The 25,877-nt window shown below is 61.6% G+C and carries 11 protein-coding genes and 1 riboswitch; of the genes, 6 read left to right on the top strand and 5 right to left on the bottom strand.

Annotated elements, in window-relative coordinates; translation table 11 throughout:
- Positions 1–99: 99 nt before the first annotated feature.
- From sS8_RS01665 to sS8_RS01650, 4 genes are all read right to left on the bottom strand, one after another.
- The gene (locus sS8_RS01665) at positions 100–10,416 is read right to left on the bottom strand and encodes a filamentous haemagglutinin family protein (RefSeq protein ID WP_119628136.1); all 10,317 of its coding nucleotides are present in this window, start codon (positions 10,414–10,416) and stop codon (positions 100–102) included.
- Positions 10,417–10,540: 124 nt separating this feature from the next.
- The gene (locus sS8_RS01660; RefSeq protein WP_119628135.1) at positions 10,541–12,145 is read right to left on the bottom strand and encodes a ShlB/FhaC/HecB family hemolysin secretion/activation protein; all 1,605 of its coding nucleotides are present in this window, start codon (positions 12,143–12,145) and stop codon (positions 10,541–10,543) included.
- Between the two features lie 498 nt (positions 12,146–12,643).
- The gene (locus sS8_RS01655; RefSeq protein ID WP_145986378.1) at positions 12,644–14,134 is read right to left on the bottom strand and encodes a hypothetical protein; all 1,491 of its coding nucleotides are present in this window, start codon (positions 14,132–14,134) and stop codon (positions 12,644–12,646) included.
- 93 nt (positions 14,135–14,227) lie between these two features.
- Complete coding sequence (locus sS8_RS01650) at positions 14,228–15,016, bottom strand: hypothetical protein (protein WP_119628133.1); 789 nt, start codon at positions 15,014–15,016, stop codon at positions 14,228–14,230.
- Between the two features lie 161 nt (positions 15,017–15,177).
- A riboswitch (cyclic di-GMP riboswitch) is annotated at positions 15,178–15,255 on the bottom strand.
- Positions 15,256–16,735: 1,480 nt separating this feature from the next.
- On the opposite strand from sS8_RS01650, the gene sS8_RS01640 reads away from it, so the two are divergent.
- A complete protein-coding gene (locus sS8_RS01640; RefSeq protein WP_119628131.1) occupies positions 16,736–17,416 on the top strand; it encodes a VPLPA-CTERM sorting domain-containing protein in 681 nt (226 codons plus the stop codon).
- A gap of 308 nt (positions 17,417–17,724) precedes the next feature.
- On the opposite strand, the gene sS8_RS01635 is transcribed toward sS8_RS01640, so the two are convergent.
- Positions 17,725–18,918, bottom strand: coding sequence for a PAS domain-containing sensor histidine kinase (locus sS8_RS01635; RefSeq protein WP_119628130.1), 1,194 nt, complete (start codon positions 18,916–18,918; stop codon positions 17,725–17,727).
- A 246-nt stretch (positions 18,919–19,164) separates the two neighbouring features.
- On the opposite strand from sS8_RS01635, the gene pssA reads away from it, so the two are divergent.
- The 5 genes from pssA to sS8_RS01610 all read left to right on the top strand — a co-directional run bounded on the left by pssA (position 19,165) and on the right by sS8_RS01610 (position 25,859).
- Entirely contained in the window at positions 19,165–19,641 is a 477-nt protein-coding gene (gene pssA, locus sS8_RS01630) for a CDP-diacylglycerol--serine O-phosphatidyltransferase (RefSeq protein ID WP_197716656.1), read from the top strand.
- A gap of 422 nt (positions 19,642–20,063) precedes the next feature.
- Entirely contained in the window at positions 20,064–21,605 is a 1,542-nt protein-coding gene (locus sS8_RS01625) for a PhoX family protein (RefSeq protein WP_170160903.1), read from the top strand.
- A 667-nt stretch (positions 21,606–22,272) separates the two neighbouring features.
- Complete coding sequence (locus sS8_RS01620) at positions 22,273–22,782, top strand: polysaccharide biosynthesis/export family protein (RefSeq protein ID WP_170160902.1); 510 nt, start codon at positions 22,273–22,275, stop codon at positions 22,780–22,782.
- 61 nt (positions 22,783–22,843) lie between these two features.
- Positions 22,844–24,091 carry a porin family protein gene (locus tag sS8_RS01615; protein WP_119628127.1) on the top strand — a complete coding sequence of 416 codons (1,248 nt, stop codon included), beginning with the start codon at positions 22,844–22,846 and terminating at the stop codon, positions 24,089–24,091.
- Positions 24,092–24,107: 16 nt separating this feature from the next.
- Complete coding sequence (locus sS8_RS01610; protein ID WP_170160901.1) at positions 24,108–25,859, top strand: GNVR domain-containing protein; 1,752 nt, start codon at positions 24,108–24,110, stop codon at positions 25,857–25,859.
- The last annotated feature ends 18 nt before the right edge of the window (positions 25,860–25,877 follow it).

Here is a 25,877-nt window from a genome sequence, read left to right as displayed (position 1 = left end):
ATACCGTTATTGTGTCCGATCAATGTTTCAGAAACGTTACGTGGACATGTCGATCCCGTTACGGATTCGCGTCATTGGCGACAGGCCCTCCATCAGGTATCAACTGCAACCCGCCTTGCCTGATCTCACATCACCCACGCTGCAGTCGCCGAAACCGACCACGTCCACCGACAACAAAGCCGCATTTTGATTTCCGTTGTTCCGGGCAGAGTTCTCGTTGTCCTTGTCGCTCATGCTTTCCGTGGACTGCTCGGCGGTCTTGCTCACGCCAGCCGCGGCGCTGGCGGCGCCGAGATCCGGGGTAACGACCGCAGGAGCGGTCGGCACGCCGGTCGCCTGTCCCCCGGCGCTGATGTTGTCGGCGCCGATCACCGCGTTCGCGGCGAGCGTCAGATCGCCCGCGCTGCGTATGCCTGCCTCTCCGGCGTTGATGACGCCGCGCGGCGTTGCCAGGTGAATGGCGCCGCCCACGACTCCCGAAGGCGCGTCAGTAAATATGCCGTTGCCGGAAATCTCCGGATCTTCGTCCGGAATTCGGTTTCCGTTCTCGTCATACTTGTATTTCGGTTTGGAGGCGGCGAAATCGGCCTTCGAACCCGCTCCGGCATCGATATCCCCATTCGACGACCAGCCCGTCAAATCGCCTCCGTTCAGGGTTGCCGCGCGAGACTGGTTCACCTGAATGTCGCCGTCGGCAAACATGTCGATGGCGCCGCCCTGCAGAGTCACGACGCCAAGCTGGTCGGTGGATTTCTGCCCGGCCACCTTCACGGATAGACCGAGGTTTATCAGGCCGCCCGGTGTCAGCATCCGGATGTCTGCCGGTGCCCGCGTATGTATCTTGCTAAAGAACAGCTTGATGTCCCCCTGGTATTTGCCCGAGAACAGCGTTTCGATCGCGTCGAAGCCTCTCGCATAGAAGCGTTCCCAATCGGCCTCGCCGCCGGCTTTCGCCTTGGCCGCCGCGTCGCCCGATTCGCGCAGCTCGGTGAAATAGATATCGAGCAGCAGAGCCAACTGATGATCGAGACTCATCCCCCGGAAAGCGGCAAGCACCGAGTCGTCGTCGCCGGATACGTCGAATCCCCGTGCGGCCATGAAGCGCTTCAGCTCCTGCCGATAGTCCGTGGACTGCGCCAGGTAGCGTTCGGTGAAGCCGGCGTAATTCGGTTGTTCCTTGAGACCCGCCATCAGGGTCAATGACGTTCCCGCCTTCGGAAGAGCCGGGTTTTCGCGATTGCCTACCGTTTCGATGCCGACTGCCGCTCCAAGATCAATGTCGCGGCCGGTGAGAAGATACAGATTGCCCGGTCCCGCAACCTTGAGAATGTTGTCGATTTGAGGGATGAGTGCTCCGGTGGTACGGTCGATGAAGTCGGTCAGCAATCGGAAATCGCGTCCCGCCTTGATGACGCTGACATCGTTCGGCCGGAGGTTCTGGATCAGGAAACTGACGTCCCGTATGTCCCGGCCCGCTTCCGCGTATATCGGTTTGGGCGAATGGAAGAACAACGGGTTACCTTCGGACGACACGATGTCCCCCTCCTTGGCCACGATTCTGGCCGGCTCGGGATCGTCTTTATGGACCGGGATCGGCGCGTGGACATTGCCCGTGAGGTTCAGCAGCGGAAGGACGCCAGTTTCATAATTGCCGGTCGGCAGCGCCGCGCTGGGCAACAGATTCGGGTCGGCGTCCGACTGCCCCACATCCACGCGGCCAACTTTCAACGACCCGGAACGGATGTCCTTGCCGGCCAGTAACTCGAAGGTTCCGAGCTTCTGCGGGAACAGGACGAACGGACGCTCGATCTCGATATCCCCCGACCAGGCCCGAACGCTCAAGGAGCCAGGATATACATTCAGGGCGTGGGCCTCGCTGACGCTGAGGAGGGGCGAGGGGATCGGAGAATAGGTGGTGTAGACGGAATTGACGATCGCCGAGTCGTTCGCCAGTTTCACCGAACCGCCCAGAGACGATAAGGTGATTCCGCTGTTTTCCGAATAGGTGCTGAAGAAGGTGTCGACGATATCGGTCCTCAGGCGCTCCGCCAGCAGCGTGGGATTGAAGATGGACCCTACCTCGATGTCGCCGCCCGCTTGAACCTCGATCTTCGCATCGCCCAGGGCGAACAGAGGGCCCGAAGTGTACTGTTGACCGCCGGCAATTTGGCCGCCGGCCATGATCCCGCCCTCTCCACTCGCCACGTAAAAAACGCCGCCCAACACATCGCCTGCGGCTTTCACGGCCAAATCGCCGCCACCCCGGATATTGACCTCGTTGGAACTGAAAACCGGCTGGCCACGCGAGACCCGCTCAAGCTTGCCCACTTGCTTGCCGGTCGTGGGAATCACGACCGAAAGATCGAAGATGCTGCCCCCGGCCCGGATGTCCACGTCGCCGCCACCCAGCGCTCCAACATTCTGGCGGAAACCCAGTGCATCGGCGGGGATCACGAACTGTGATGTCCCGATGGTGTCCAAGGCCAACGCCCAGGCCGTCGGGCGAGCCAATTCGGTTTGATCCCGGGTTTGCCAGCTTCCGGTACGCACCAGCCAATCGAAGAGCTGCTTGGTGGGTGCGCCGTTGATATCACCCTCCACGTGGATCGAAATGTCCCCGCCGTCCACCGGATATTCGCCGTAAAAATTGGACGACACGAAGCTGGCCGGAAGCGTGCCGTAGCGGCTATCGGTTTCCGGACGTCCGGCGGTGTAGATTGCTGCCGTTTCTCCGTTCAGCGTGAGATTCCCGCCGGCACGGATATCGATGTCACCGGTGCCGGTGCGCACCTTTGCGTCGGCCTCCACCGTGAAGTTCCCGACGGATTCCTCCACGTTTGCCACCACCTTTTTCACTACCATGACCTTGTTGAAATCGGCCGCCGAAACATCGGCACCGGCGATGAGCCGGTAACTCCAGGATGGGCCGGCCTGTAGCAGGTCGTTGACCTGTTTGCTGGTACCCGGAATGGGTCCTTTCGCGAATCCATCGGTCAGGGATTTGGCGACAGTCAGATTGCCTTCAGAGCGAATCGTCAACGTACCGGGCTTCCCGGTATAGCTCCAGATGCTCGGATCCCTGAAATCCCAGATCGTGTTCAAGGCCAGGTCGCTGCTGCTCGTGACGTCCAGTCCCGGCATAACATCGAAACCGCCTCCGACTCGGGCCGCGATATCGACCGCGTGGCTCATGAACGCTGCGGTGCTTGCGGCCCATGCCGAAATGTCCGCGTTATCGATCTCGCCGTCGCCGTCCTCCCGGACCAGCACGCCCTCCACCTGCTTCACGGCGGCGCCCACGACGGTGCCCCCCACCGGATCGACGGCGACTTCGTCCCCTGTCCCGTCTCCGTTTGTATCGAGTTGAAGCGCACGCAGGGTCACTTCGCCGCCCTCGGCTCCCGAGACATCGATGACGGAACCATCGTCCACGCGAATCCGTCCCAAGCCATCGCCGTCGGTATCGGTGGTGCTGAGAATGACGCGACCGCCTTTTTCGCCGGCGCCCGCCGCCCGGGCCAGAATGGCTGATCCGCCTAGAAGATGGACATCGTCGCCCGCCGCAAGAAGAACCCGGCCGCCTTTCCGCCCCGAGGCGTCCAGCGTGCCCGAAAGCATCACGCTGCCCTGATCGGCGGAAAGCTCGATCACGTTCGCGACGATTCCCGAAACGTTCAGATCGCCCGAACCGGCCCGAACGTCCACCGCGCCGAAGCTGCCCGATAAGGACAGTCCTTGCGAAAAAGTCAGACCCGCCAATTCGATCGATCCAGGAACATAGCCGGCCGCCGCGCCGCCGGAAAGACTTCCTCCGAGGGCGACGTCGCCCCGTGGCGCCTTCACGGAAAGGCTCCCGGCGTCACCGCCGCCGGCTGCGCCCGAAAAATCGACGGTGGAACCGGGGCTGACGCTCACGAAACCCTCGGTCGAAGACAAGCGGACGCTGCCTCCCGGTACGAACGCATCGGATACGCCGGGGAAGTCAAGGGCGACGCCCGAGACGTCGATCCGTGCCGTGGGATCCAGCACCACACCGGTACGTCCGGACAACTCGAAGGTGCCGCCCGGCATGACGATCCCCCCCCCGAACTCGACGAAATCCGCCTCTGCAAGCCAGCGGGCGCCGAATCCGCTTTCGGAAGCAACAGATGTGGAATCCGGCGAGGTAAAGATCAGACGATGGTCCGGCACATGCAACTGCGTATTGGTGCCGCTCGATGCCGAAATTACCGGAGCGGAAATGTTCAGATCTCCGTCGAAACGGAAATCGCCGCGACCGGCCCCGATCAGGGAGCCGGAAGCGCTCCAGCTCGAGGAGGCAAACCCCTCGAACGCGAACGCGCCTGTCCCCAGGCTGATCGTTTCCGATTCCACGGTCAGAAGGCCCGTGCCCGTCCCTGCCGTGTCAAACTCCACGCCATTGGGGTTCGAGAACGAAACGCGATTAGCTCGGACCACGGCGCGATCTCCCGCTGCGCCGAAACCGGTCAGCCCGGCGCCCCGGACGTCCAGCGCACCGGTATCCACGAGTACCGAACCGAACACCTTGACGTCGCTTCGGCTGCTCAGGATCAGCTCTTCCGGCCGCATGGCATTCAGGCGGTCCTGCGACAACAGGAAGCCGCCGGTACCGCCTGGAGCGTTCCCGAGGCTGATGGCATCGGCGCCGAGATACAGAGACCCGCCGTCGATCTGCAGTTCGCCGTCCAACCGGTTGTCGGAAGTTCCGGCTGTGTTCTTGGTCGCATCGATCAGCATCGATCCCTCGGCGCGCAGCAACGCCCCCCCCTCCAAGGCTACGAAGCCGCTCGCTCCGGCAACGCCATCGCGCGCAATGCCTCCCTGCCGACCGGCCGACACGCGAACCACCGCGCTGTCGCCCGTGACGCTCAAGCCCGCTTCGGCGCGCTCGGACCGGCCCGTGCTCGATACGCTGCCGCCGGACTTGACCGTCACACCCTCCTTCGCGGCAAGAATCAGGTCGTCGCCTTGCAGCGTCGCGCCGTTTTCGACCGTGACCGTTCCCGCTTTCACATCCAGCGCGAAGCCGCCTCCCTGGGCTCGGCGGAAACCGCCGAGCAGAATGCTCTCCGCGCCGAAGCGGCTCAGCTCGTCCGCGGCGATTTCCACTACCGACCCGGTCGCGCCATCGGAACGGCGCGGTACGATGGCCAAATTATCGGCGGCGATGTCAAGCCGCCCGCCACGGCCGCCACCGTCCGCTGCCGCCTTGAGGGCGCCCTCGATAACCAGGCGGTCCTGCACCGCCACCGACAGTTGACCCGCATCACCCGGCAGCAGCGGCAACGCCGTCTCCCGGGTTGCGGCACGCGTCCGATAGAAGTCCGAGGCCAGAGTTTCGTTGTATTCCGAGCGCAGCCGAGCGGCAGCGCCGGATTCAATAGCAAAACCGCTCCACACGGCGTCCCTGATACCCGTGCCGGCGACGCCGCGATATCCCGCGACGATCGGTACGCCATCGTCGCGGCGACGCACTTCTCCCGCCGAGATGCCGGAGTTGTCGGGTTCCGCCGTAACCAGATAGGCGCCCGGCAGCAAGGCATAGTGAGCCGGGAGCAGGGTGTATTCGCCTTCCGGCAAGTCGCCGTAGCCGGCCAGATAAATATTGTCTCCCGCCTTCAGTCCCGATGCCGGGAATTCGTTGTGGTCGTAGGGCGCGTAGCGGCCGGTCAATCCCGGCAGGATGGCGAACTTCTCCTGATAGTCGATTTCCCCGCTCAACACCCTGGGGTCCAGCGGATCCAGGTAATCCGACGAGCCTCCCGGACCGGGAACGAATTCGAACGCATAAAGATCGCCGCCTCCGGACACATCGACTACGGAGCCAGCCGCAATTTCGACCGTTCGTCCATCCAGCGTGATGACCTTGTCCGGCGGCGCGTCGTCGAACACGAGCTTGAAGTCGCCTCCCCATGGGTACAGCCAGTTCTGCCCGCCCTGCAGGCGACCGAAGGGAACCGTCATTCCCTCGCCCGAGACCGACAGCAGGCTGCCGGGAGCCAGGATGATTCCGTTGGCGGAGTTCACCTCGATGCCACCGAACGGCGCTTTCAGCGCGCCGTGATGAACGAAATTCGGCACGTCCAGAATGACCTTCCCACCGGCGGAAAGAACCGGAGACGACTCGCCGCGCGACCGCGTGGTCAGCGTCCCCTCCGGATTTCCCGCGATCGCCAGACGGAAGGTGCTGGCCGTGGTGGGGTAAATCTGCGCAGCCGCCATGCTGACGTTCGCCGCGGTATCGAATTCGCCGTGGAAGTCCCTGATCCGATCGACTACCTGGCCCGTCTCATCCTTGATTTCCACCAGCCGGCGAACCCCTCGGAGTCGGATATCTCCGTCGCTGTTCAGATTGATGTTGCCGAATCCCTTGGTAGCGGTGCTGCCCACGAGATCGACCAGCGAACCGGAAGCGTTGAGCGCAGCCGGGCCGAGACTGGGCGCAGCGAGGTTTTCCCAGCGCCGGTCCTCGGAAAAGCCCAGGGCGAGATACGGCGCCGACATACTCACCTCGGCTCGGTCCGAGGCGGATTGCGGCGCCCAACTCAGTACCGGCGCGTCCAGGACGATTTCCCGCTGCGCCGCGAGGGTGACATCCCCCTTGAAACGAATTTCGTCTTTTGGAATCGGGCTCTTATTCAGCAACGTACTGACCCGCAACTCGATGTTGGCGAACCCGCCCTGTTTGATGGTATCGGCAGCGATCCGTCCTTCGCTCCACATTTCCGCGGGTACATCGTCGCCCGGCTTCCAACCGGAAGGCAGCGCCGAGGCAGTGCCTGCGCGGATTTCGATCACGCGAGGATCACTTGGATAAAGCCTCTGTCCACCGCCGACGATTTCAGCATCGGGACGCTCCTCGTTCCGCAACGCCGTATCCAGCGTCAGCGACAAGATCCCGCCGGCGGCCCCTGCGCCGGTCGGTGCGGCCTTCAATGTGCCGTCGACGACGAAACCTTCCGAAGCGGTTACGCTGATGGAACCCGAATGAGTCGCCACCGGAGTTTCCTCCAGCGTGAACCCGAGCCCCGATGCCTTGGCCTGGGGCACGTCGAAAACGCCCGTTCCACCGGTCACGTCCACGACGGACCCCTTTTGCACCACCACGAAGCCGCGCTCGGCCCGCAGATCGACCGTGCCGCCGGAAATCACCTTGCCTTCGCGCCAGCCCAACCGGTTCGGCGTGTAGAGAATCTTGCCCGCCACGGAAATATTCGAATTCGCCCCCAGAAAAACCCCCTTGTTCGGCAGAAACGCGGAACTATTGGGGTCATCGGGCACCGTGGAAATCAGGGAAATATGTCCCCCTGCAGCGTTGATGCCGCCATCGAAAAACACGCTGCTGTCCGAGGACAGCACAATCTCCGCGCCGGGATCGGCGACGATGCGGGCATCGCGACCTACGGTCACCGAAGCACCGGGCCGTCCCAGCTGGTTCAACGACTGCGCCAAAGCCAGGGTCAGGTCGGTCGGGCGGCGCTGGAAGTCGGGCAGGGTCTCCTCGGTGGCCACGCCCGCCGAGACCAGACGGCGCGCCGAAGACCGGTTGGCGAAATCCTCCTTCAGCAGCAGGGTTTTGCCGATAAGATCGATTTCGGTACCCTCCGCGACGGTCACCCCGTTCTGGTTGGAACGGATTTCGTAGCGGCCGAACCCGCCTTCGCGGAAAAAGGCCGGCGGCAGCCAGAGCGGGCGCAGGGGATCGGATGGCGAGCGAAACGGGGCGCTTGCCGCGACCACCGCCTCGTTACTCGTCAAACTCAAGACTCCGCCTTCGTCGAGACCGAAAGCCCGTAGCGTGGGGCGCCCCTGCTCGTCACCCAGAATCAGGTTGGAGCCATCTGGTCCAGCCGCCTCCAGGCTGATCTCGCCGCCCGACCCGGAAACGAGGTTTCCATCGCGGTCCACCCAGGCCCCGCCATCCGCGAGAATGGCGCTGTCCGGGTCGAGCGTGAGGTTTCCCTCCGATTTTATTCTCACGGTCCCGCCGTCCACGGTCACGGGGCCGGTGGCGAATGCGGCGGAACGATCCAGGGGAAGATCGTTGACCCAGCGTCCGCTGACGTCGATCTCGGCCCCCCCGGCCAATCGGATATCACCCTTCAGATCCACCAATCGTTGCTGGAACACGCTGGAAACATCGACCGTACCCCCGGCGATATCGATCTTGCCGGAAACGTCCACTTGTCCGCCCTTCAGCGCCAGCGAACCACCATCCGGCAGATTGACGGCGGCGGTCTCCGGTATGTCGATGGCATTATTGGTCTCGACGGAGACATGGCGAACGCCCCCGGCTTCGAGCATGTCGGTCGAAATGACCGCGGGCTGCTCTTCGGAGCCGGCATCGCTAACCCCGCTGACCCCCTCAATCAAGTTGGCGATGGAGGCCAGCACGCCCGGCAGAGTTTGGTTCTGGAAGAGAATCTTCTGAGGACTATTGACGAAGCGGGCCAGGTCGATGAAAAGCCGGCCGCCGTCAGGACGCTCGTCGATGCGCCGCTGGTAGCGCCCTTCCTCCGTTCGGGCCAGCAATTCGCCCGCGAAAAACACCCGGTTGGCGCCGATATTGAGCGCGCCGGCCGCTCGGCCGTCGACATAGCCCGGTTCGAAGCGTCCGGGGAGGAAGGGACCCGGGATATCCCAGACCTTCTTAACGCCCCACCGCGTGTAAACCTTTTCCACCGTACCGAAAATCCGTGTCGGCCGTATGTTCGGATTCGCATCGCTGATCTCCACCAACCGCTCGTTCTGGACCAGGTGCGTCGTCGACAGGTAGCCGTCCTGATACTGAACCGAGCCGCCGGAAACGTCGATCCGCGCACCCGGCGCAACAACGACATCGCCCGCGGAATAGATGTTGACCTCGCCGCCTTCCGTGCTGCGCTCGTCGATGCCGCGCTCGATCAACGCCAGAGCGCCGGAAATATCGGCTATGGGCGTGCCTTTACGCGCGTCCACCCGCACGGTCTTGCCGAACAGGATGCTGTCTTTCAATAGGGGAGCATCTCGCAACTGATCGGAGCGCAGCTCAACATCCACCAGATTGCTTTCCATCGGCAGAGGCACATGCTTGACCCCGGAGACGTCGATGGAGCTTCCCGACTCCATGATCACGTGGGCATCGGCGACCGGGTCAGGCTCCCCCGTGAACGTATCGGCGTAGGACGGCGCGTTCATCTGCCGATTTTGCGGCGCCGCCGTCGCGGCGATATCGACTTCGCCGTGCGGCGCGACGATTCGGGCGTTCTCCCTGAGCCGTACCTGCCTTCCCATGATCTCCACGCGCGACTGTGGCTGTTTGGCCGAATCCTTCGCCATTCCGTCCTGGGGATCGAGGGTTACCTCGGTAAGACTATTCGGGCCGAGCGTCACCTTGGCGACGGTGTCCAGACCGTCGTTCAAAGCGTTCGGACGGCCGGTGCGATTGGCTTCGAGCACATAACCGGCGGTATCGAGGCGGACCGGCTGCCCGCCCTTCTCCCGCGCCAGCAGGCGCACCGTGCCGTTCACCTTCACCGAGGTGCTAGCGGAAACCAGTCCCTCCTGGTTCACCGCGAATCCCATCAGGGTGATATTGCCCCGCTTTGCGACGATTTGACCGATGTTTCTTACGTCGCCGCCGGTATTGACCTCCACCAGAAGATGTCCGGTGCTGGAATCGCTTTTGTCTTCCTGCAGATAGACCTTGTCCGTCGCCGCGGCCATGATGACCTGGCCGTCGTCCGCCCGGACCGAGCCGCTGTTTTCGATTGATGGCGCGAAGATCAGGATGCGGCCGTTGGGCGAATTGGTCTTGATCTGTGCGCCGGATTCGATCTCGACCTTGATTTTTTCGGGCTGCCCCTTTTCATTGAGCCGATAAACCTGGCCACTACCGGTCAGCGCGGCACTGCCGTTCTGGTCGATGACCTTGGTGATGCCCCGCTCCAGCACCTCGTCCGTGATGTTCAGCGTGGTCGCGACCAGGGTGTTGGCGTCAACCTTGGAATTCCGGCCAAATACGAAACCGTTCTGATTGACCAGGTAGATGTGCCCGTTGGCCGTCAGTTCGCCGAGAATCCGGCTGGGATCGTTTTGATAAATCCGGTTGAGGGCGATCGAGGTGGATGCCGGCTGGTTGAAGCGCACGGCGCTGTCCTCGCTGATATTGAAGCGATTCCAGTTCAATACCGCGCGATCGGTCTGCTGGTTGATGGTCATCGTGTTTCCGACAACCTGGCGCGTCGCATTGCCCATGGAGGCCCATACGTTCGCCGCCTCCGGAAGTTCCGCCCGCGCCGGCCAGGCGCCCCACACCGCCCCCCCCGCCACCAGGACGCGAATGCTCGCCGCCAGCGGCTTCAGGCGCGGACGTGTGGGACTATTCCGTCTCGTAACGTTTGCTTTTTTCGCCATTGCTGCAACCTCACTTTTCCCGGTCGGAGACGCCGGTTTTTCGCTTAGGGCCTATCCCAGTAGGCCGCTCGCCCTGAGCTTGTCGAAGGGTTTCTCGAGCCTACTGGGATAGGCTCTTAGCGCTTCAGAATTCATAAGCAACGCGGAAGTCCACGCGTTGCTCGCCGTTATCCACCGTGTTCACCTCGGCCAGGGGATACGCCCAGTCCAGTTCACCCGTGAAGTGCCTCCAGACCTGCAGGCGCAGCCCGGCGCCGGCGCTCGCGAGCTGGTATTGCGACGCCGTGCCCGGCAGGGATTTGACGATCCAAAGCTTGGCCGCGTCGAAAAATGCGAGCGCTCTCAATTCGTTCATGAATCCCCACCCGGCGGGCGCCAAAGATGGGCTGATGATCTCGACGGATCCCATGACGCCGTGATCGCCCAGCACTTCGGTCTGGTGATAGCCGCGCACGCTGGTCGGGCCGCCGGCAGAGAATTGCTCGTTACTGATCAGCGGCGAATCGGTCACCTGCCCGCTGAACCGTCCGGCCAATTGCAAGCCGAAAGGCAGTTCGTGACGATGCCGGAACTCGCCGGTCAGATACACGTAATTCGCCCGCGAGAAAATACGCTTGTCCTCGAACTCCTGCTGTTCGTTCCCGAGCCCGCGAAACGAAAAATTGAGATTCAATCGAAGCGCACTGAGAAAATCCTTGCCGCGATAGCTGCCGTCGTAGCCGATCGTGAACGGCGTATACGTGATCGGAGTGTTTTGCGTATCCGCGCCGATCAGGTTGACGGACTGGCCGAAATTCTTGTAGTCGAAACCGAACAAAAGATTCTGGAAAAGACCATCTTGCGGTTCGAGCGGTTTAACCAGACGCGCGCCGAAAATTTCGCCGGTACCGATCACCGATAGCGCGCCGGCACTGGCGATGGCGGTGTTGGAAGCGATACCGATGCCGTAGAAGACGAGGCGGGTATCTGCAAAACCGGTGGGTAACGCGTAAGTCCCTGACCAGACCTCGACCTCGTCGGAGTTTTCCGGCGATACCTGGTATTGCAGCGAAGCGCTGTGATGCAGCTGCCAGAGATTGTCGTAGCGTATGGAACCCAGCAGCCGCGTCCGCGTCGTATTGCTCACGTTGTAGCTGTTGATTTCCACGCTGCCGTGCAGCGGAAGCTCGTCCTGGACCTTGAGTTCCACCTCCAGCTTGCCGGGCGTCTTCCCGGCCCGGAGCACGGGGGTCACCTGGCGATCCTGGGATTCCTCGCCCAGTTTGGCGAGCTGAGCCTGGACCTCCGGCAGATGAGGCACTTGGCCTTCGGACAGCGCCGGCACCTTTTCGCGGATATTCTTTAGGGAGTGATACTGGGACCCCGTCACCCGCAGACGTTCGACCTGGCCCTCGGTGACTTCCAGGACGACCACGCCGCCTTCCACGTCCTGTTCGGGGATATTGACCAAAACCGTCTGATAGCCGGCGTCGTGATAGGCCACTTCCAGGGCCTGCCGTGCCTGTTCCACGTCGTTGATGGCCTTGCCCGGTCCGAGGAAGGGATAGACGGCTTTCTCGATGCGGGTGTTGTCCAGCACCGAGTTGCCCTCGACCCGATATTCCCAGACATCGAACTTCGGCGCGGCAGACGCCTCGGGTGTAGGTTGTTCGTCGCATTTAGCGACCAGGGAGATCAACATCAGCCCGGCAACGATGCACCGCGCCGGCAATAAAACCCAATTCACCATTTACCTCTTAAAGACAAACTCACACCGAACCTTCACCCATCACCTCGGTATCGCTGAGCTGTAGGTCGGCAATCCCTTGCCGACACATTGGCCCTGCGCGGGGCTTAGTCGGCAAAGGATTGCCGACCTACCAATTGCCCGATCCTCACTGCTAAACCGCGGTAAAAAACGCTCTAGCGAAGACGCTGGGTTTCGTTCCTCAACCCAGGCCTACGGGGCGGGTCATTTCGACGCCCTCAGGCTGGCAAAGGAACGCGTGAAAATTCATACACAAACGGCACACCTTCTCGCTTGCCGCTCTCCGACATGCCGCGACACCGTCTCCCCTCGGCGTCGTGAAAATGCCGGAACCCGGCAACCGGGAAGGCCTCCGCCTTCCGATCCATTCAAAGCCGAAGCCAGCCGAACCTCTCGGTCCGGCCGGCCCGGTGCGGGGCGCCGAACGACGCCCCTTTCCCTTCACGGGCGAACCTCAGCCGTTCGCCCGATTATCCGTCCTTAGAACGGCAGACCCAGCGTGAAGCCGCTGTTCGGAGCGATGTCCTGGTTGAAGGTCGGCGCACGGCAGTTATCCAGCGAGGCGCCTGCCGGAGCATGGGTGTAGCCCAGAACCGGGTTGGCGGTGCTGAACACGTTATCTAAGGTGTGGCCGGCGGTGCTCAACGCCAGATAACCCGCCTGACCCCAGGTGTGGTTGGCCGTGCTGGTGTTCAGCGCCGCAACCGCCGCAGGATTGGCCGCCTGTGCGGCGATGTGCTCGATCACGGCGATCTTGTTGGCGCTCAGGCCGGTCTTCGGATACTGAACGGTCAGCTCGGCCCAGTCGAAGTACTTGCCGTTCCAAACGTTCTCAAGGGTCGGCGCCACGCCGTCGATCTTGATGAAGCGGTAGTTCTTGGAATTGGTCGGGTTCTTCTCCGTGCCCTGCACGCCGACCGCCCAAGCGGTGCGGCCGTCGGTGTTCACCACCGGCGCGGTAGCGGTATTGGTGCCGTCGTTCAGGTCGGCCAAACACTTTTCCACGTCGCCGGAACCGCTATTGAGGAACGCCCGCGGACCATTGGCCACATCATCGACTTCCGCCGGCAGCGAAGCGGTGCTGACGCACGGGTGCCCCAGGAAGTTCGCATTGGCCTGAGCCTGGGTGCCGGAGCCGTCGACGCGGCGGCAGATGTGCACCGTGGTGTCGGTCGGGCGATAGGCCGCGTTGACGAAATCAACCAGGGATGTTTGGGTACCGTTGTCGTCAACGTACACGTCATTCCAGAAGCCGACGCCGCCCGCCAGGATGGACGCTACCTGCGCCTTGCTCAGGCTAGGCATGCAGGCCTCGGTTTCGTTACCCGGAGCGCAGGTATTGGGCAGCTTGCCCAGCTTGATTTCCGCGTCCTGCAGGGCGTCGCGCAGCAGCTTGTTTACCGGTATGCCGAACACCTGGGCCGCCACCGGACGCACGATCAGATTGGCCGCGACATCCGCCGGGTTTACCGGCGTGAAACCCGTCGGGGTGTTCCTGCCGCGGAACATTTCGGGATTCACGTCCGAGATGCCGGCATCCGAGAGGATGTTGGTCTGGCTGCCGCAGCTCCAGTTCGGAGAGCCGCCGCCACAGGAATTCACGTCCAGGTGAGCGATGGCCTGGTTGGCCAGGAGCGGGCTCACGCCCTGAGCGGAACCGCCGGCCGAGCGCTTGATGAACAGCACGCGCACGTTGGCGGGCAGGCTGGCGATCTTCTTGGTGCCCAGGGTGTTGGTCTGGCAGGAGATGCCCCAGTAGTTGCCGTTCGGCTTGCCGCCGGCGAAATTGAGGTAGTCCTTGTTCGCCTCGCAGACCTGGGTGTCCAGCAGGGCGGCGATCTGGTTGTCCACAGCCGAAGCGCCGGACATGTACACCGTCACGTCGTGGGCGGCGGTGGGATTGTAAGCGTATGCGTTGGCGGCGGCGCCCAGAGAGGCGGCTACGGCCAGGGAAATATGGCGAAGTTTCATATCGATCTCCAAAAATCGAAAAATGTACGTTTTACGAGAAAGGCCGGGCTGCCGCGGCGCCGCGCGCCGGACAACCCGGAATTTCGGAATGCCTTAGGCGTGCCGGCGGCGGGAAAAGCCCACCAGCGCCGTCATGGCCGAACCCATCAGCCAAAAAGCCGGCGGTACCGGCACGGTGGAAGGCGGCTGGCTCGCGAAGGACAGCGTCCCCTCATCCTTGTCCAGGAAGGCATAGCCCAACAGGCGGTTGTTCAGCTTGGTGGTGGCGCGCGCACCGGTCGTCCACACCTCGTACATGGCCAGCCATTGGCCAACCTCGGTATCCGTATCGATCGATCCATGCGTACTGCCCACATTGCTACCCCAGTAATTGGGATAGTCTCCCGGCTCACCCGAGACGCTAAAAGTCGAATTATTGAGATTTACATCGAGATCGGCTTGGTTGATGTCCTGAATACGCAAGCCCATATAGCCGCGAACCGCTGTAGAAGTCGCATCCGAACCGAAGTTTGGATTCAGTGTATCGACTGACAGTACGTAGTAGTTGCGAGCACCGGTAGTACCGAGACCCACGCTGTTCATAGCGCCCAAGCTGAACACCAGCGGGTTGCCGGTGGCGGCGAAATTGGCCCAGTTCGCGTCGGAACCGAAGTTCGCCGTGAAGCTGGTCGGATTGGCCACGAACGCGTCGTAGGACCAGCCCGTATCAAAGGTGAAAGTTTCGCCTGCCGCCTGGTTCCACACATTCAGGAACAACTCGCCGTGGATGTCGCCTGCGTCGTTGAGTTGGTTGCCAGGGTTACCGTCATCGATGGCAGCGTTCGCCACACCTGCCGAAAGCGCCAGCGCGATGCCGGCCACCAAAGTTTTCAATGCATTCATTCCATACCTCGTCCAAAATCGCGGTTGAAAATACCTTGCAGACGTCTTCTCAAGGTCGATCTGCAGGGCCGTTTTTGCCGGTCGCTTTTCGGCGGCCGGCTTTTTTGTGCCGTTTTTCAGGCACCGAAAACAAAAGAGCCGGGTTGCCTGGTCAGCATTCGTGTGGCAACCCGGCTGTCTTGCATTGAAGACCCGTGGCTTTCCGGCCCCGCCTCGCGGCGAGTGTGGCTTTGTCGTGGCAACCCCTGGGCCGGGCTTCTGCTCCCCGGCCGCAACTGAACCGCACTGCGGTCTTCTTCCTTCCCGTTGAAGGCGAGGCAGACTTTAATGTGGCTTTTTTACATCCGAGTTAAGCTTTTGTGACATTCGTCGATTTTTTTGTAAAATCTCAAAAAATGCCTCGACGATGATGTTTATGGCATTGTTTTAATGACTGTTTTTTAAATTTCGCTTATTTCCCACAAGCCGGACAAAGGCACCTTGGCGGTGCAGTTGTTGTAATCGAGTGTCGCCATTTCACAACGCTTGGGAGATGAAGCGGCTTGGATTCGTGCCCAAGTGCGGAAACTTCGGATGCTGCCGGAGAGGCCGGCCTGGGCGAAAAATTTCAGGCGGACAGCGAAAAGGCGATGACCTTACCCGGACTGCGCCTCCGAGCCCTTCATTCGAACGTCCGGAAAAGTACGATTTGCCGCCTGGCCCCGTCGGAACGGACCGAATCCGGGACGCGCGGCTCTCTCTTCGCCGCGTGCTGGCTACAGGTGTCAACGGAATTTACACCACCGATAACCGCCACATGACATGTGCTTGATTATGAAGATATTTGCCTCAACGGCCCGGGAGTTGCATGAAACCATTTACCTTGGCAGCGTCTTCGGATGACAGCCGCCCGGTTCTGAACAGTCGTTAGGCAGTGGGCTCGCGCCGGCCGACGCGAATCGGACGCGTGGGCTGCCCGGATCGACGTGTCTCGGGTCCGACTGTCGTGCTGGGGAGACAAGTCGACCGCGTTGGGAAGTCTCGGAATGATGTCCCATAGGACTGACGAAATTTCTCGGAATGTCACGTCTTGTTAACGAAATTGTCATAGAACTTCTATTTAATATGCTCAAACTGTCAGGTTTTTTTCCATTTTTTGCCTTGCCACGAGAATTACACAGCCGGTTCTCCGTCGGGCATCGCCGGCCGGTGGGTGCCGCATTGCGAGCGGAGCTTGCCGGACAGCCGAGCCTGGTGGCCAGGGCAGATCAGAGGTTGCGGTCAAACGGACCGGGGGCGATTCGTGTTTCCACCGGTTTCCAAGTTCGAATCCCGTATCCGATGCAGAGGTTTCCACCCTCCGATTCAAATGCTGTTTCAAGAATCCGAATTTCCACGAACCGACGGCACCGGTCTTATTCGATCGGAACGACTGCGCAGGCCGGCTTCAACTTCAAGACGTCCAGACTATCCCGGAGCTTTCTTCGCGGCTGGGAAGGACGTTTGCAGCAGTCTTTCGCCGGGACCGTTGCCGTGGCGACCGGCGGGCAGGGATGAAACCGCAACGGCCAGACATCGGGTATCGTCACCCGGTGAACCGAGTTCGCCCGTTTGCGGGTGTTCTCGTGCAGATATCTCTTCGTCGGACGAAAGGGAACGATGCGGAGAGTGTTTGGGATTGCCGGCCAATTGATCTCTTTTTGCCTTTAACCAACCATAACACTACGGAGTAGATTGCTCATGAAGACATTTACCGGCGCCATGACCGGCCTTTTAATCTTTCTGGGCGGAGCCTCGGCACATGCCGCCCTGCTGGAAGGACAATCGGTCTATTTCCAGTTCGCCGACGCGGATTTGGATTTCTTCGGAACGCCATCCATCGAAGGCAATACCCTCACTTTCGATTTTTCCGATATCTATACCGCCTCGCCTTCGACGCCCCAGCGCGAAGTTCTGGAATTTCAGGTCGTGGCCAAGAGCGGTTTTCAGATCAATAACTTCCACTTGAGCGAGGGCGGCGATTACTCGCTCTCCGGTAAGAACAGCAGCGTTGCGGCCAGCAGCCGGCTGAGGCTGGACGACTTCACCAACGACGAGTTGTTCCGTGAGTCGTCCGAAAAGTCGTTCCGCCTCGGCGCCGCCGGCGGTGAAAAGTCGGGAAGCTGGAGTGCCGTTTTCGATCAATCGATCACCTTGAGCGAGGAACTGGACGTCCTGTTGACCACCATGCTGTGGGCAAATCCTGCGGGCCCTAACGGTGAAGCCCGGATTGATCTGAGTTCGATCAGCGTGACGATCGGCTCGATTCTTGCTGGTGGCGAACCGGCTCCGGTGCCGTTGCCCGCCGCCGTGTGGCTGCTGGGTTCCGGACTGGCCGGCTTGACCGGCGTCGCAGCCCGAAAAAATCAAGCACGCTGCTAATGGCCCGGCCGGACGGGCCATGCCGCTAGGTCGTTAAGTTAAGGAAGCTCTGAAAATGGCCTCTCACAATTGGAGACCTAATCGGAGCTTCCTTAAGGAAGTAAAACGCCATTTAAGTCGCCCTCACCCCAACCTGCTTCCAGTGGGTAAGGGAGGCTTTGTGGCTTTATTTTCCTGACCACTAGCACCTCTCCCCCTACTCCTCTACTGCCAGGCGAGACAGTTCTCGACATCGCGATATTCAAGGGATTGCCTAGTCCCGCCGGGCGTCAAACGGAACCGTGAATCGCCACGCAAAGGACATCGGTTCACCCTGAACCTGCGGCTGGTTTTTGCGGCACGGACGCGGATAATTCGAGCGGCAGCCGCATCACGAATTCGCTCCCTTTTCCCTGCCCTTCGCTGCGCGCCTCGATATGTCCGCCATGCAACTCGACAATTTTTTGCACTATGGTCAAGCCCAGCCCCAAACCACCCTGGGCGTGGTCCAGGGTGCGGTCCACCTGAATGAAGGCGTCGAACAAGCGCGGCAGAAAGGCGCTGGGAATGCCTTCCCCCGTGTCGCGCACGGAAATCACGGCGTTTTTGTTGTCAAGGGCTACTGTAAGCCAGATGCTGCCGCCTTCGGGCGTGTACTTGGCGGCATTCGACAAAAGATTGCAGATAGCCTGTACCAGGCGCGCGGCGTCGACTTCGAGCCGAATCGGATGGGGTGGCAGGGAAACCGCATACCGGTGACGACGCTGGTCCATGAGCGGCTTACTGGTCTCGACCGCCTGATCGATCACATCCGCCAGATCCATCGGTACTCTGCGCAAGGTCAGCTTGCCTTGAACGATACGGGAGACATCCAGTAGATCGTCGACGAGCCGCGCCAGCTGGGCAACCTGACGGTCGACCACTTCCCTTACCCATCGGAGCTGCGGGTCCGTAGCATCAAGCTTTCGCATGATCGCCATGGCGTTGCGTATGGGGGCCAGCGGATTCCGAAGTTCGTGCCCGAGCATGGCGAGAAACTCGTCCTTGCGGCGGTCGGATTCGTGCAGAGCGTGATTGAGGGCTTCAAGCCGCACGGCGCGCTCCGCGAGTTCCAGGTGCGCTTTGCGCACGGCCGCATCCGCAGTCTGCCGATCGCCGGCCTCGGTGATCGCGAGCCAATATTGGACATGACTGCCGCGATATTCGGGCGGCGCCGTTCGGCCGTCGAGTACGACTGGCAATCCACGACCCGGGACGGTCAGCAAGGTGACTTCGGTGAGCCCCGTTCCGTGTGTTCGGCAATCCCGAAGATGATCCAGGAAGCGTCGGCGATCCGGCTTGGCGATGAGGTAAAGAAAAAGAGAACCCAGGAGATGATCCCTTTGGCCGCCGAGCAGATAAGCGCCGGTTGCGTTCACGACGCGGATGATGCCGCACGGATCCAGGCCCACGTATCCTACGGGCGCTAGCTCGTAGAAGTCCGCACCACCGTCGTTGAAAACGTCCTTCGGTTGACAAGCCATCACGGGTCTTGACTCCACTCCCTGAATGGACAGGTATGGTCGGCATGTCCTTTCAGCCGTATGACATCGGTAATAGGTCTTCGTTTCACATGGTGCCGCCGTTCCCGGCTGACAGTCCTGAATTCCGTTCCGAATTCGACAATTTCGGTCGTCGTAGCCGGCGACAGGCCCCTAGAGGGCGGTTCTGTCATTCTGCCGTCACAAGATCTCGGCATGATCGGACGATCAGGAGAAGGAATCCATCCCATGAGAATGCTGGAACTCATCAAGTTTGCCGATCTCTTTACCATCAGCAATCTGGCTTGCGGGCTGCTGTCGATCTTCCTGGCTACGGAAGGCCACCCCGGCTGGGCCTCCGGTTTTCTGTTGCTGGCCGTGCTGTTCGACAGCCTTGACGGCAAGATCGCCGCTTTACTCCACCAACAGAACCTGTTCGGGAAACAACTGGATTCGTTGGCGGACCTGGTGTCCTTCGGCGTAGCTCCGGCATTTCTGTATTTCTCGATCGACAGCCATCATTGGCTGAAAACGCTTATCCTGATCGTCTTCGTCACTTGCGGCATGCTGCGCTTAGCCCGCTATAACATCTCCCGGACCAATGCCTTTGAAGGGGTACCCATTACGGTAAACGGCCTCCTGTTTCCGGCCCTGTTCCTGATCAGCTCCTTCTTGCCGCAAAGCGTCAATATCTGGCCTGCGATATTTTGCTGCAAAGTTTCCTGATGGTCTCGCGCGTCAGGGTGCGACGGCTCTTCTGAGTCTCTCTTTTCCGTCTCTCCCCCGTGTTCGGTTTTCTAAATTAGACATCCCAAATCGTTACAACAGCGTGAATTTCTGAGGAAACGACGATCAATTTTTCCAAGCTCCATGAACCGGATCTCTTGTGTTTGTTCCGGTTTACGTCCTGTATCGCTGTCATCATTCGGTAACGAGACGTTAAATCAATCGTCAACGATTTGTAACAGCGCTCGCCTATCGTCACTCTACCAGCCATCTGATTGAGCTATAGCTAAGAGCAGATATTGATGAGCGATCGACAACCCCACCTTCAGCGGGACAGCAACGGCAGAATGTCATCAAACAACCGGTCCGGCAACCCCACATTCCAATCAACCTCGGCAAAGCACCCGATCCGGAACCGGATTTTGAAAGACGCCACGGTGCATTCGGCTCCGTCCGAGCACTCGGGGACGTTCGAAGCATTGTTGGCATTTCCGGCCTCAAGACCGGGAGAGCTACCGTCCTTTCGCTTAAATGCACAACTGTTCGAGGCCTTACACCTTACGCGAACTGTCCCCCACCGGGCATCCACCGTCGTTCTCGAAAACCCGCGCATCCCGGCGGGATCTTCGGCGGCCGGCCGCCATCCCGCCGGCAATGGCGGACCCATTGCCGGAGACGAACCGGACCGGCAACTCCGCTCTCATTACACCGGAATCTATTTTTTTCCGATGAACCGCGCCACATTGACCTCGCATGGTCTCCTTTGCGTCGTCCACCGCTACATTAGCCGGCGGCTGTTGCGTCCGTGCACCATCATCGGAGGACAGTATCCTGTCGACCGAATGTGGAAGAAAGTCGCCGTCTACGGCCTGTGCGTCGCGGAAATCAAGAAAGACTGCAGCGGAAGCTGGCGTGTGATACCGGGCAGGTACAGCCGACGAATCACCGAGCGCACACCGGTGGATATCGCCGGCCCGGCGCGCGGTTCTGGCCTGCTCAGTACCAAGTACAGCCCGGACGGAACCCGAACCCGGGGAATCTTCGTCGACTGCGCTTATAGTTTCACCCCCTGGCGCACTTATTTGGTCTGCGAAAAGAATTGGGCATTCTACTTCGCCAACCGCACCGGCCGTTCCCGAGAACAGGCTCGATACGGGATAAGCACCGAGAGCAGCCGCAAGGGTTGGGTGGAAAACGACCGGAACGCTCCCGAGCACGTCCGCTTCGATGCCTCGGCGTGGGGAAACGACGCCAAGGAAGATTATCGCAACGAGCCGAACTGCCACGGCTGGATTCTGGAGATCGATCCGTTCAACCCGGAAAGCATGCCCAAGAAGCGCACCGCCATGGGAAGACTCGCCCATGCCTGCGCCTGGCTGGCACCGGTGAAAGAAGGCCACCCGCTGGTCTGGTACCTGAGCGATGACGATCCGAACGAATATATTTACAAATTTGTCACCAAGACACGTTTCCACCGGCGGACCGCCTGCGGCGACATGCTGGACGAGGGAACCTTGTACGCGGCACGTTTCAACGAGGACGGAACCGGCGACTGGCTGGCTCTGGACTTGGGCGAGCCTTCCTTTCGCGCCGCTGCCGCGGCCCGCCATGCGGTATTCAGGAATCAGGCCGAAGTCCTGGTGAATACCCGCCTGGCGGCGGATGTCGTCGGAGCAACCGCGATGAACCGCCCGCAATGGAAATCCGTGTATCCGCAAGCCTGCGAAATCTACCTGAGCACGACCGACAGTCGCGCCGGCATGGCGCAGGCCGCGCATCCGCCCGCCGTCCGTGCTCCGGAACCCTGCGGCCATATCGTTCGCTGGAGCGAGCAAGATCGCCGATCCTTTGCCACGAAATTCACGTGGGACCTCGTTTCGATTGCGGAGGAGGACGAAAATCCGGTACAGTTCTCGGGTTCCGGACCGGAGCACCTGCCTAATCGCCGGGCGTCGCCGGCCTGAGCAGGAGGCCGACAATGGGTGACCGCATCGCGGATTGTGCGGCCGATTAGGCGGACGAATTGCAGGAAAACAGCCTCAAAGTCCGCCGGCTTCCTTAAAACCGATAGAATCGCTGTTAACCGCGACCGCCTTTCCTCCACCGGCGCGGGGCTGGCGATGCGAACGGTCCGCTGATTCTGCGGCATACGCGGCGCGACCTGCTCCCATTCGGCATTCGAGTGAACATTCATCGTAGGCTAGGTAGAGCGAAGCGAAACCCATCGATGGTGGGTTAACCGCTCGGGACAGGCCCTTCGGCAGGCTCAGGACAGGCTCCGCGTAACTCACCGATCCGAGCTCGTTCGCTGGGTTACGGCCTCCGGCCTAACCCACCCTACAAAAAAATTAATGACTTACGTAGTAAGCGATTTGGAATGACACCCGGTATCAGTGTCAGGCTTGGGTAACGAACTTGCCGTCCTTGGAACGGAACTGTAACAATGGTTTGGTACCGTACCGGCGAATTAGGCGATGGCACGGATTCGCCATCGTAAACCATCAGGTAAGTATGTGCCGCCGTCTTTTCCTTAGCCGCATCAATCAGCGACACAGTGCTTGTATGTATCTCCAATTGCTCAAATTTACCTTATTCTTATTATTCGTTAGTAGCAGCGCCCTGGGAGACGTTTTGAATCCGCCGCTCCCAGTGGAAAGCCGCAAAGACTACCGCATCGTCCCGGGCGATGTTCTGGAGATTTCGGTCTGGCGCGAGGAGGACTTGACCAAGCAGGTTCTGGTCCGTGCCGACGGCGCCCTGTCCTTTCCCCTGGTCGGCGACGTCCCCGCCGGCGGCCTCACCATCGAGGACGTCCGCGTCACCCTCACCGAGCGCCTGACCGATTTCCTCGCCGACCCCGTCGTCTCGGTCTCCGTCATCACCACCAGCCAGAAAATCTACGTCGTCGGCAAGGTCAACAAGCCCGGCGAATTCGTCACGCCCGGCCGCGTCACCGTGATGCACGCCCTCGCCCTCGCCGGCGGCCTCAACCCTTTCGCCGACCGCGACGACATCACCATCCTCCGCCAGACCGGCGACCGCACCACTCCCCTCGCGTTCGATTACGATGCCGTCTCCGCCGGCGAGGAGCTCGAGCAGAACATCCTGCTGATGAACGGCGACATCGTGGTCGTGCGTTGAGGCTCCCGCGACACCCCATGCTCCACCGGCCTCCCCGGCCGCACACCCGAGGCGGCTGATCATGGCGGTTCGATGCAAACGGCTGGCCGGCCTCGGCTTCGGCCTCGGTTTGGCGTTCGCCAGGGCCGCCCTGGCCGTGGACTGGCACCTCGAAACCCAGGCCGGCCTGAGCCAGGAGTTCCATTCCAATATCCGGCTCCTGCCGCGCCAACTCGGTCCCCGCGCGGTCTGGGGCGCCGATCTCGGCTTCACGACCCGGCTGATCGCCCGCGAGGCCCATTGGCAGGTGCAGGGCCGCGCCCGCCTGCAGAATCAGTTTTATGCGCCGATCGAGCATATCGATGCCCAGAACCAGTTTCTCGACCTCGACGCCCATTACGCCACCGAGCGCTCGCGCTGGGCGCTCACCGCAAACTATACCGACGATGCCCTGCTGGCCTCGCAGTCCGATGAACTGGTGGGCATCGTGCTGACCCGGGTCCAGCGCAGCCTGACCTCGTTCGCCCCCGCCTGGACCTATGCCTGGAGCGAGCGCACCCGCTTCACCCTCGGCTATAGCTATCATGCCGCCGACTACGACGCCCGCACCCAGTTCAGCTATGTCGATTCGCGTTCGCACACCGCGTCCGCCGGCTTCGAGCATCAGCTCACCGAACGCCTGGGGCTCAACGGCACGCTGGCGTATACCGCCTACCGCGCCGACCAGCGCGCCATCGATTACGTCAATGCCATGGCCGGCTTCCGGTACGCCGTCACCGAGACCCTCGACATCGGCGTCTCCGGCGGCGGCCAGTACAGTTTCTCGGAAACCGAGCTGCGGACCTTTCGGCAGGCGCTCGTCTTCATCGGCCCCATCCCCGTCCGGGTGCTGATTCCGGAGGACGTCACCCTGAAGGACGCCCAGTTCGGCCCCCTGGTCACCGCCACCGCGCGCCAGCGCTTCGAGTCGTCCGAATGGCAGCTGGATTATTCCCATCAGATCAGCCCGTCAATCAACGGCACCCTGTTCGAGTCGGACCGGGTCGTGCTCACCGGCCGCCACCGCTTCTCCGAGCGCCTCAACACCTCCCTGACCCTGTCCTACACCGATCAGGCGTTCCCCTTGTTCAACGGCGAAATCCTCAGCCAGGTGTCTTACCGGCTCGGCGCCGAGCTCACCTACGCCCTGACCGAGCACTGGCGCCTCAGCGGCACCTACCAGTACGCCCTCCGCGATCTCGGCGACCGCGATGGCGCCTTTTCCGGCCGCCAGGACGACCATGCCGTGTTTCTCCGGCTCAAGTACGATTTCGATCCCTTTCAGTTTTGAGATTGAGTACCCATCAATGGAAGAAAAAGCCCTCAGCGACTATCTCGCCACCTTCCGCCGCCACAAGACCGCCTTCGCCGCGATCTCGGCCGGCCTCTTCACGCTCAGCCTCCTGGCCGCGCTGCTGCTGCCCCCGACCTACCGCTCCGCCGCGACGATCCTGATCGAGGAGCAGGAGATCCCGGCCGACCTGGTCCGCTCCACCATCACCAGCTATGCCGCCGAGCGCCTGCAGATGATCAGCCAGCGCGTGATGACCCGCTCCCATCTCCTCGCCATCGTCGAGAAGTTCGATCTCTATGCCAAGGCGCGTCTCACCCGGACCACCGACGAGATCATCGAGCGGATGCGCGAGGACATCGCCTTCCAGCCGATCAGCGCCGAGGTCATCGATCCCCGCTCCGGACGGCCGACCAAGGCCACCATCGCCTTCAGCCTGTCCTACGACGCCCCTCGCCCCGACACCGCCCAGCGCGTCGCCAACGAGATCACCTCGCTCTACCTCGAGGAGAACCTCAAGACCCGCACCCAGAAAACCGCCGAAGCCTCCGATTTCCTCACCGAGGAGGTCGAGCAGATCGGCGCCTATGTCGGCGAACTCGAGCAGAAGTTGGCCCAGTTCAAGGAGGCCCACATGTACGCCCTGCCCGAGCAGAAGGCGCTCAATCTGCAGTTCCTGCAACAGACCGAGCACGAGCTCCAGGCGCTCGACGTGCAGCTGCGCACGCTCCAGGAGCGCGCCATCTATCTGGACGCCGAGCTCGCCCAGATCGCGCCCGATACCCCGATCATCTCGGATACCGGCCAGCGCATCCTCAGCAAGCAGGACCGCCTGAAGCACCTCGAGACCGAACTGGTCGCCCTCACCAGCCGCTATTCCGACAAGCACCCGGACGTGGTCAAGGCGCGCCGCGAGCTCGAGGCCCTGCTGCGCGAACTCGGGCCCATCGACAATTCCCTCGACACGGTCAAGACCCTCGCCCATCTGCGCGGCGAACTGGCCGTGCTCGAGGACACCCATGCCCCCGATCATCCCGATGTGATCGCCCTGACCTCGAAGATCACCGCCTACGAGGAGTCCCTCGCCGCGGCGGCGCCCGAGACCACCGCCCGCGCGGTCGCCGCCCGCCAGCCCGACAATCCGGCCTATCTCAACCTGTCCGCCCAAAAAGCCGGCACCCTTCAGGAGCTCGAGGCGCTCCGCAAACGCCGCATCGAGCTTCAGACCAAGCTGGCCGATTACCAGGATCGCCTGCAGCGCACCCCCGATACCGAACGCCAGTATCTGGCCCTCATGCGCGATTACGACAATGCCGCCAACCGCTACCGCGAGCTCCGCGCCAAGCAGATGGAAGCCCAGATCGGCGAACAGCTGGAGCGCAAGAGCAAGGGCGAGCGCTTTTCCATCATCGAGCCGCCCCTGCTCCCGGAAAAACCGATCAAGCCCCACCGCCCGGCCATCGCCGTCCTCGGCCTGATCCTCGGCCTCGCCGCCGCCATCGGCTATATCGTCCTGCGCACCATCCTCGATCACACCGTGCGCACCCCCCGCAACGTCGCCGCCCTCGCGGGCGTCGCCCCGCTCGCGGTCATCCCCTATCTCGTGACCGATGACCTGGCCGTCGACCAGACCCGCCAGCGCTGGCTCCTCGCCGGCCTCGGCCTCGGCGCCCTGCTCCTCGTGCTGGGCCTGGTCCATTGGTTCTGGAGCCCGCTCGACGTGCTCTGGTTCCGCAGTCTCCGCAAATTCGACACCCTGCTCGGCTAACCCCTCATCTTCGACCCG

The organism is Methylocaldum marinum, assembly GCF_003584645.1.
GTDB classification, from domain to species: Bacteria; Pseudomonadota; Gammaproteobacteria; order Methylococcales; family Methylococcaceae; genus Methylocaldum; species Methylocaldum marinum.
Note: the sequence above shows the minus strand (reverse complement) of the source record. Positions and strands in the feature narration are given on the sequence as shown.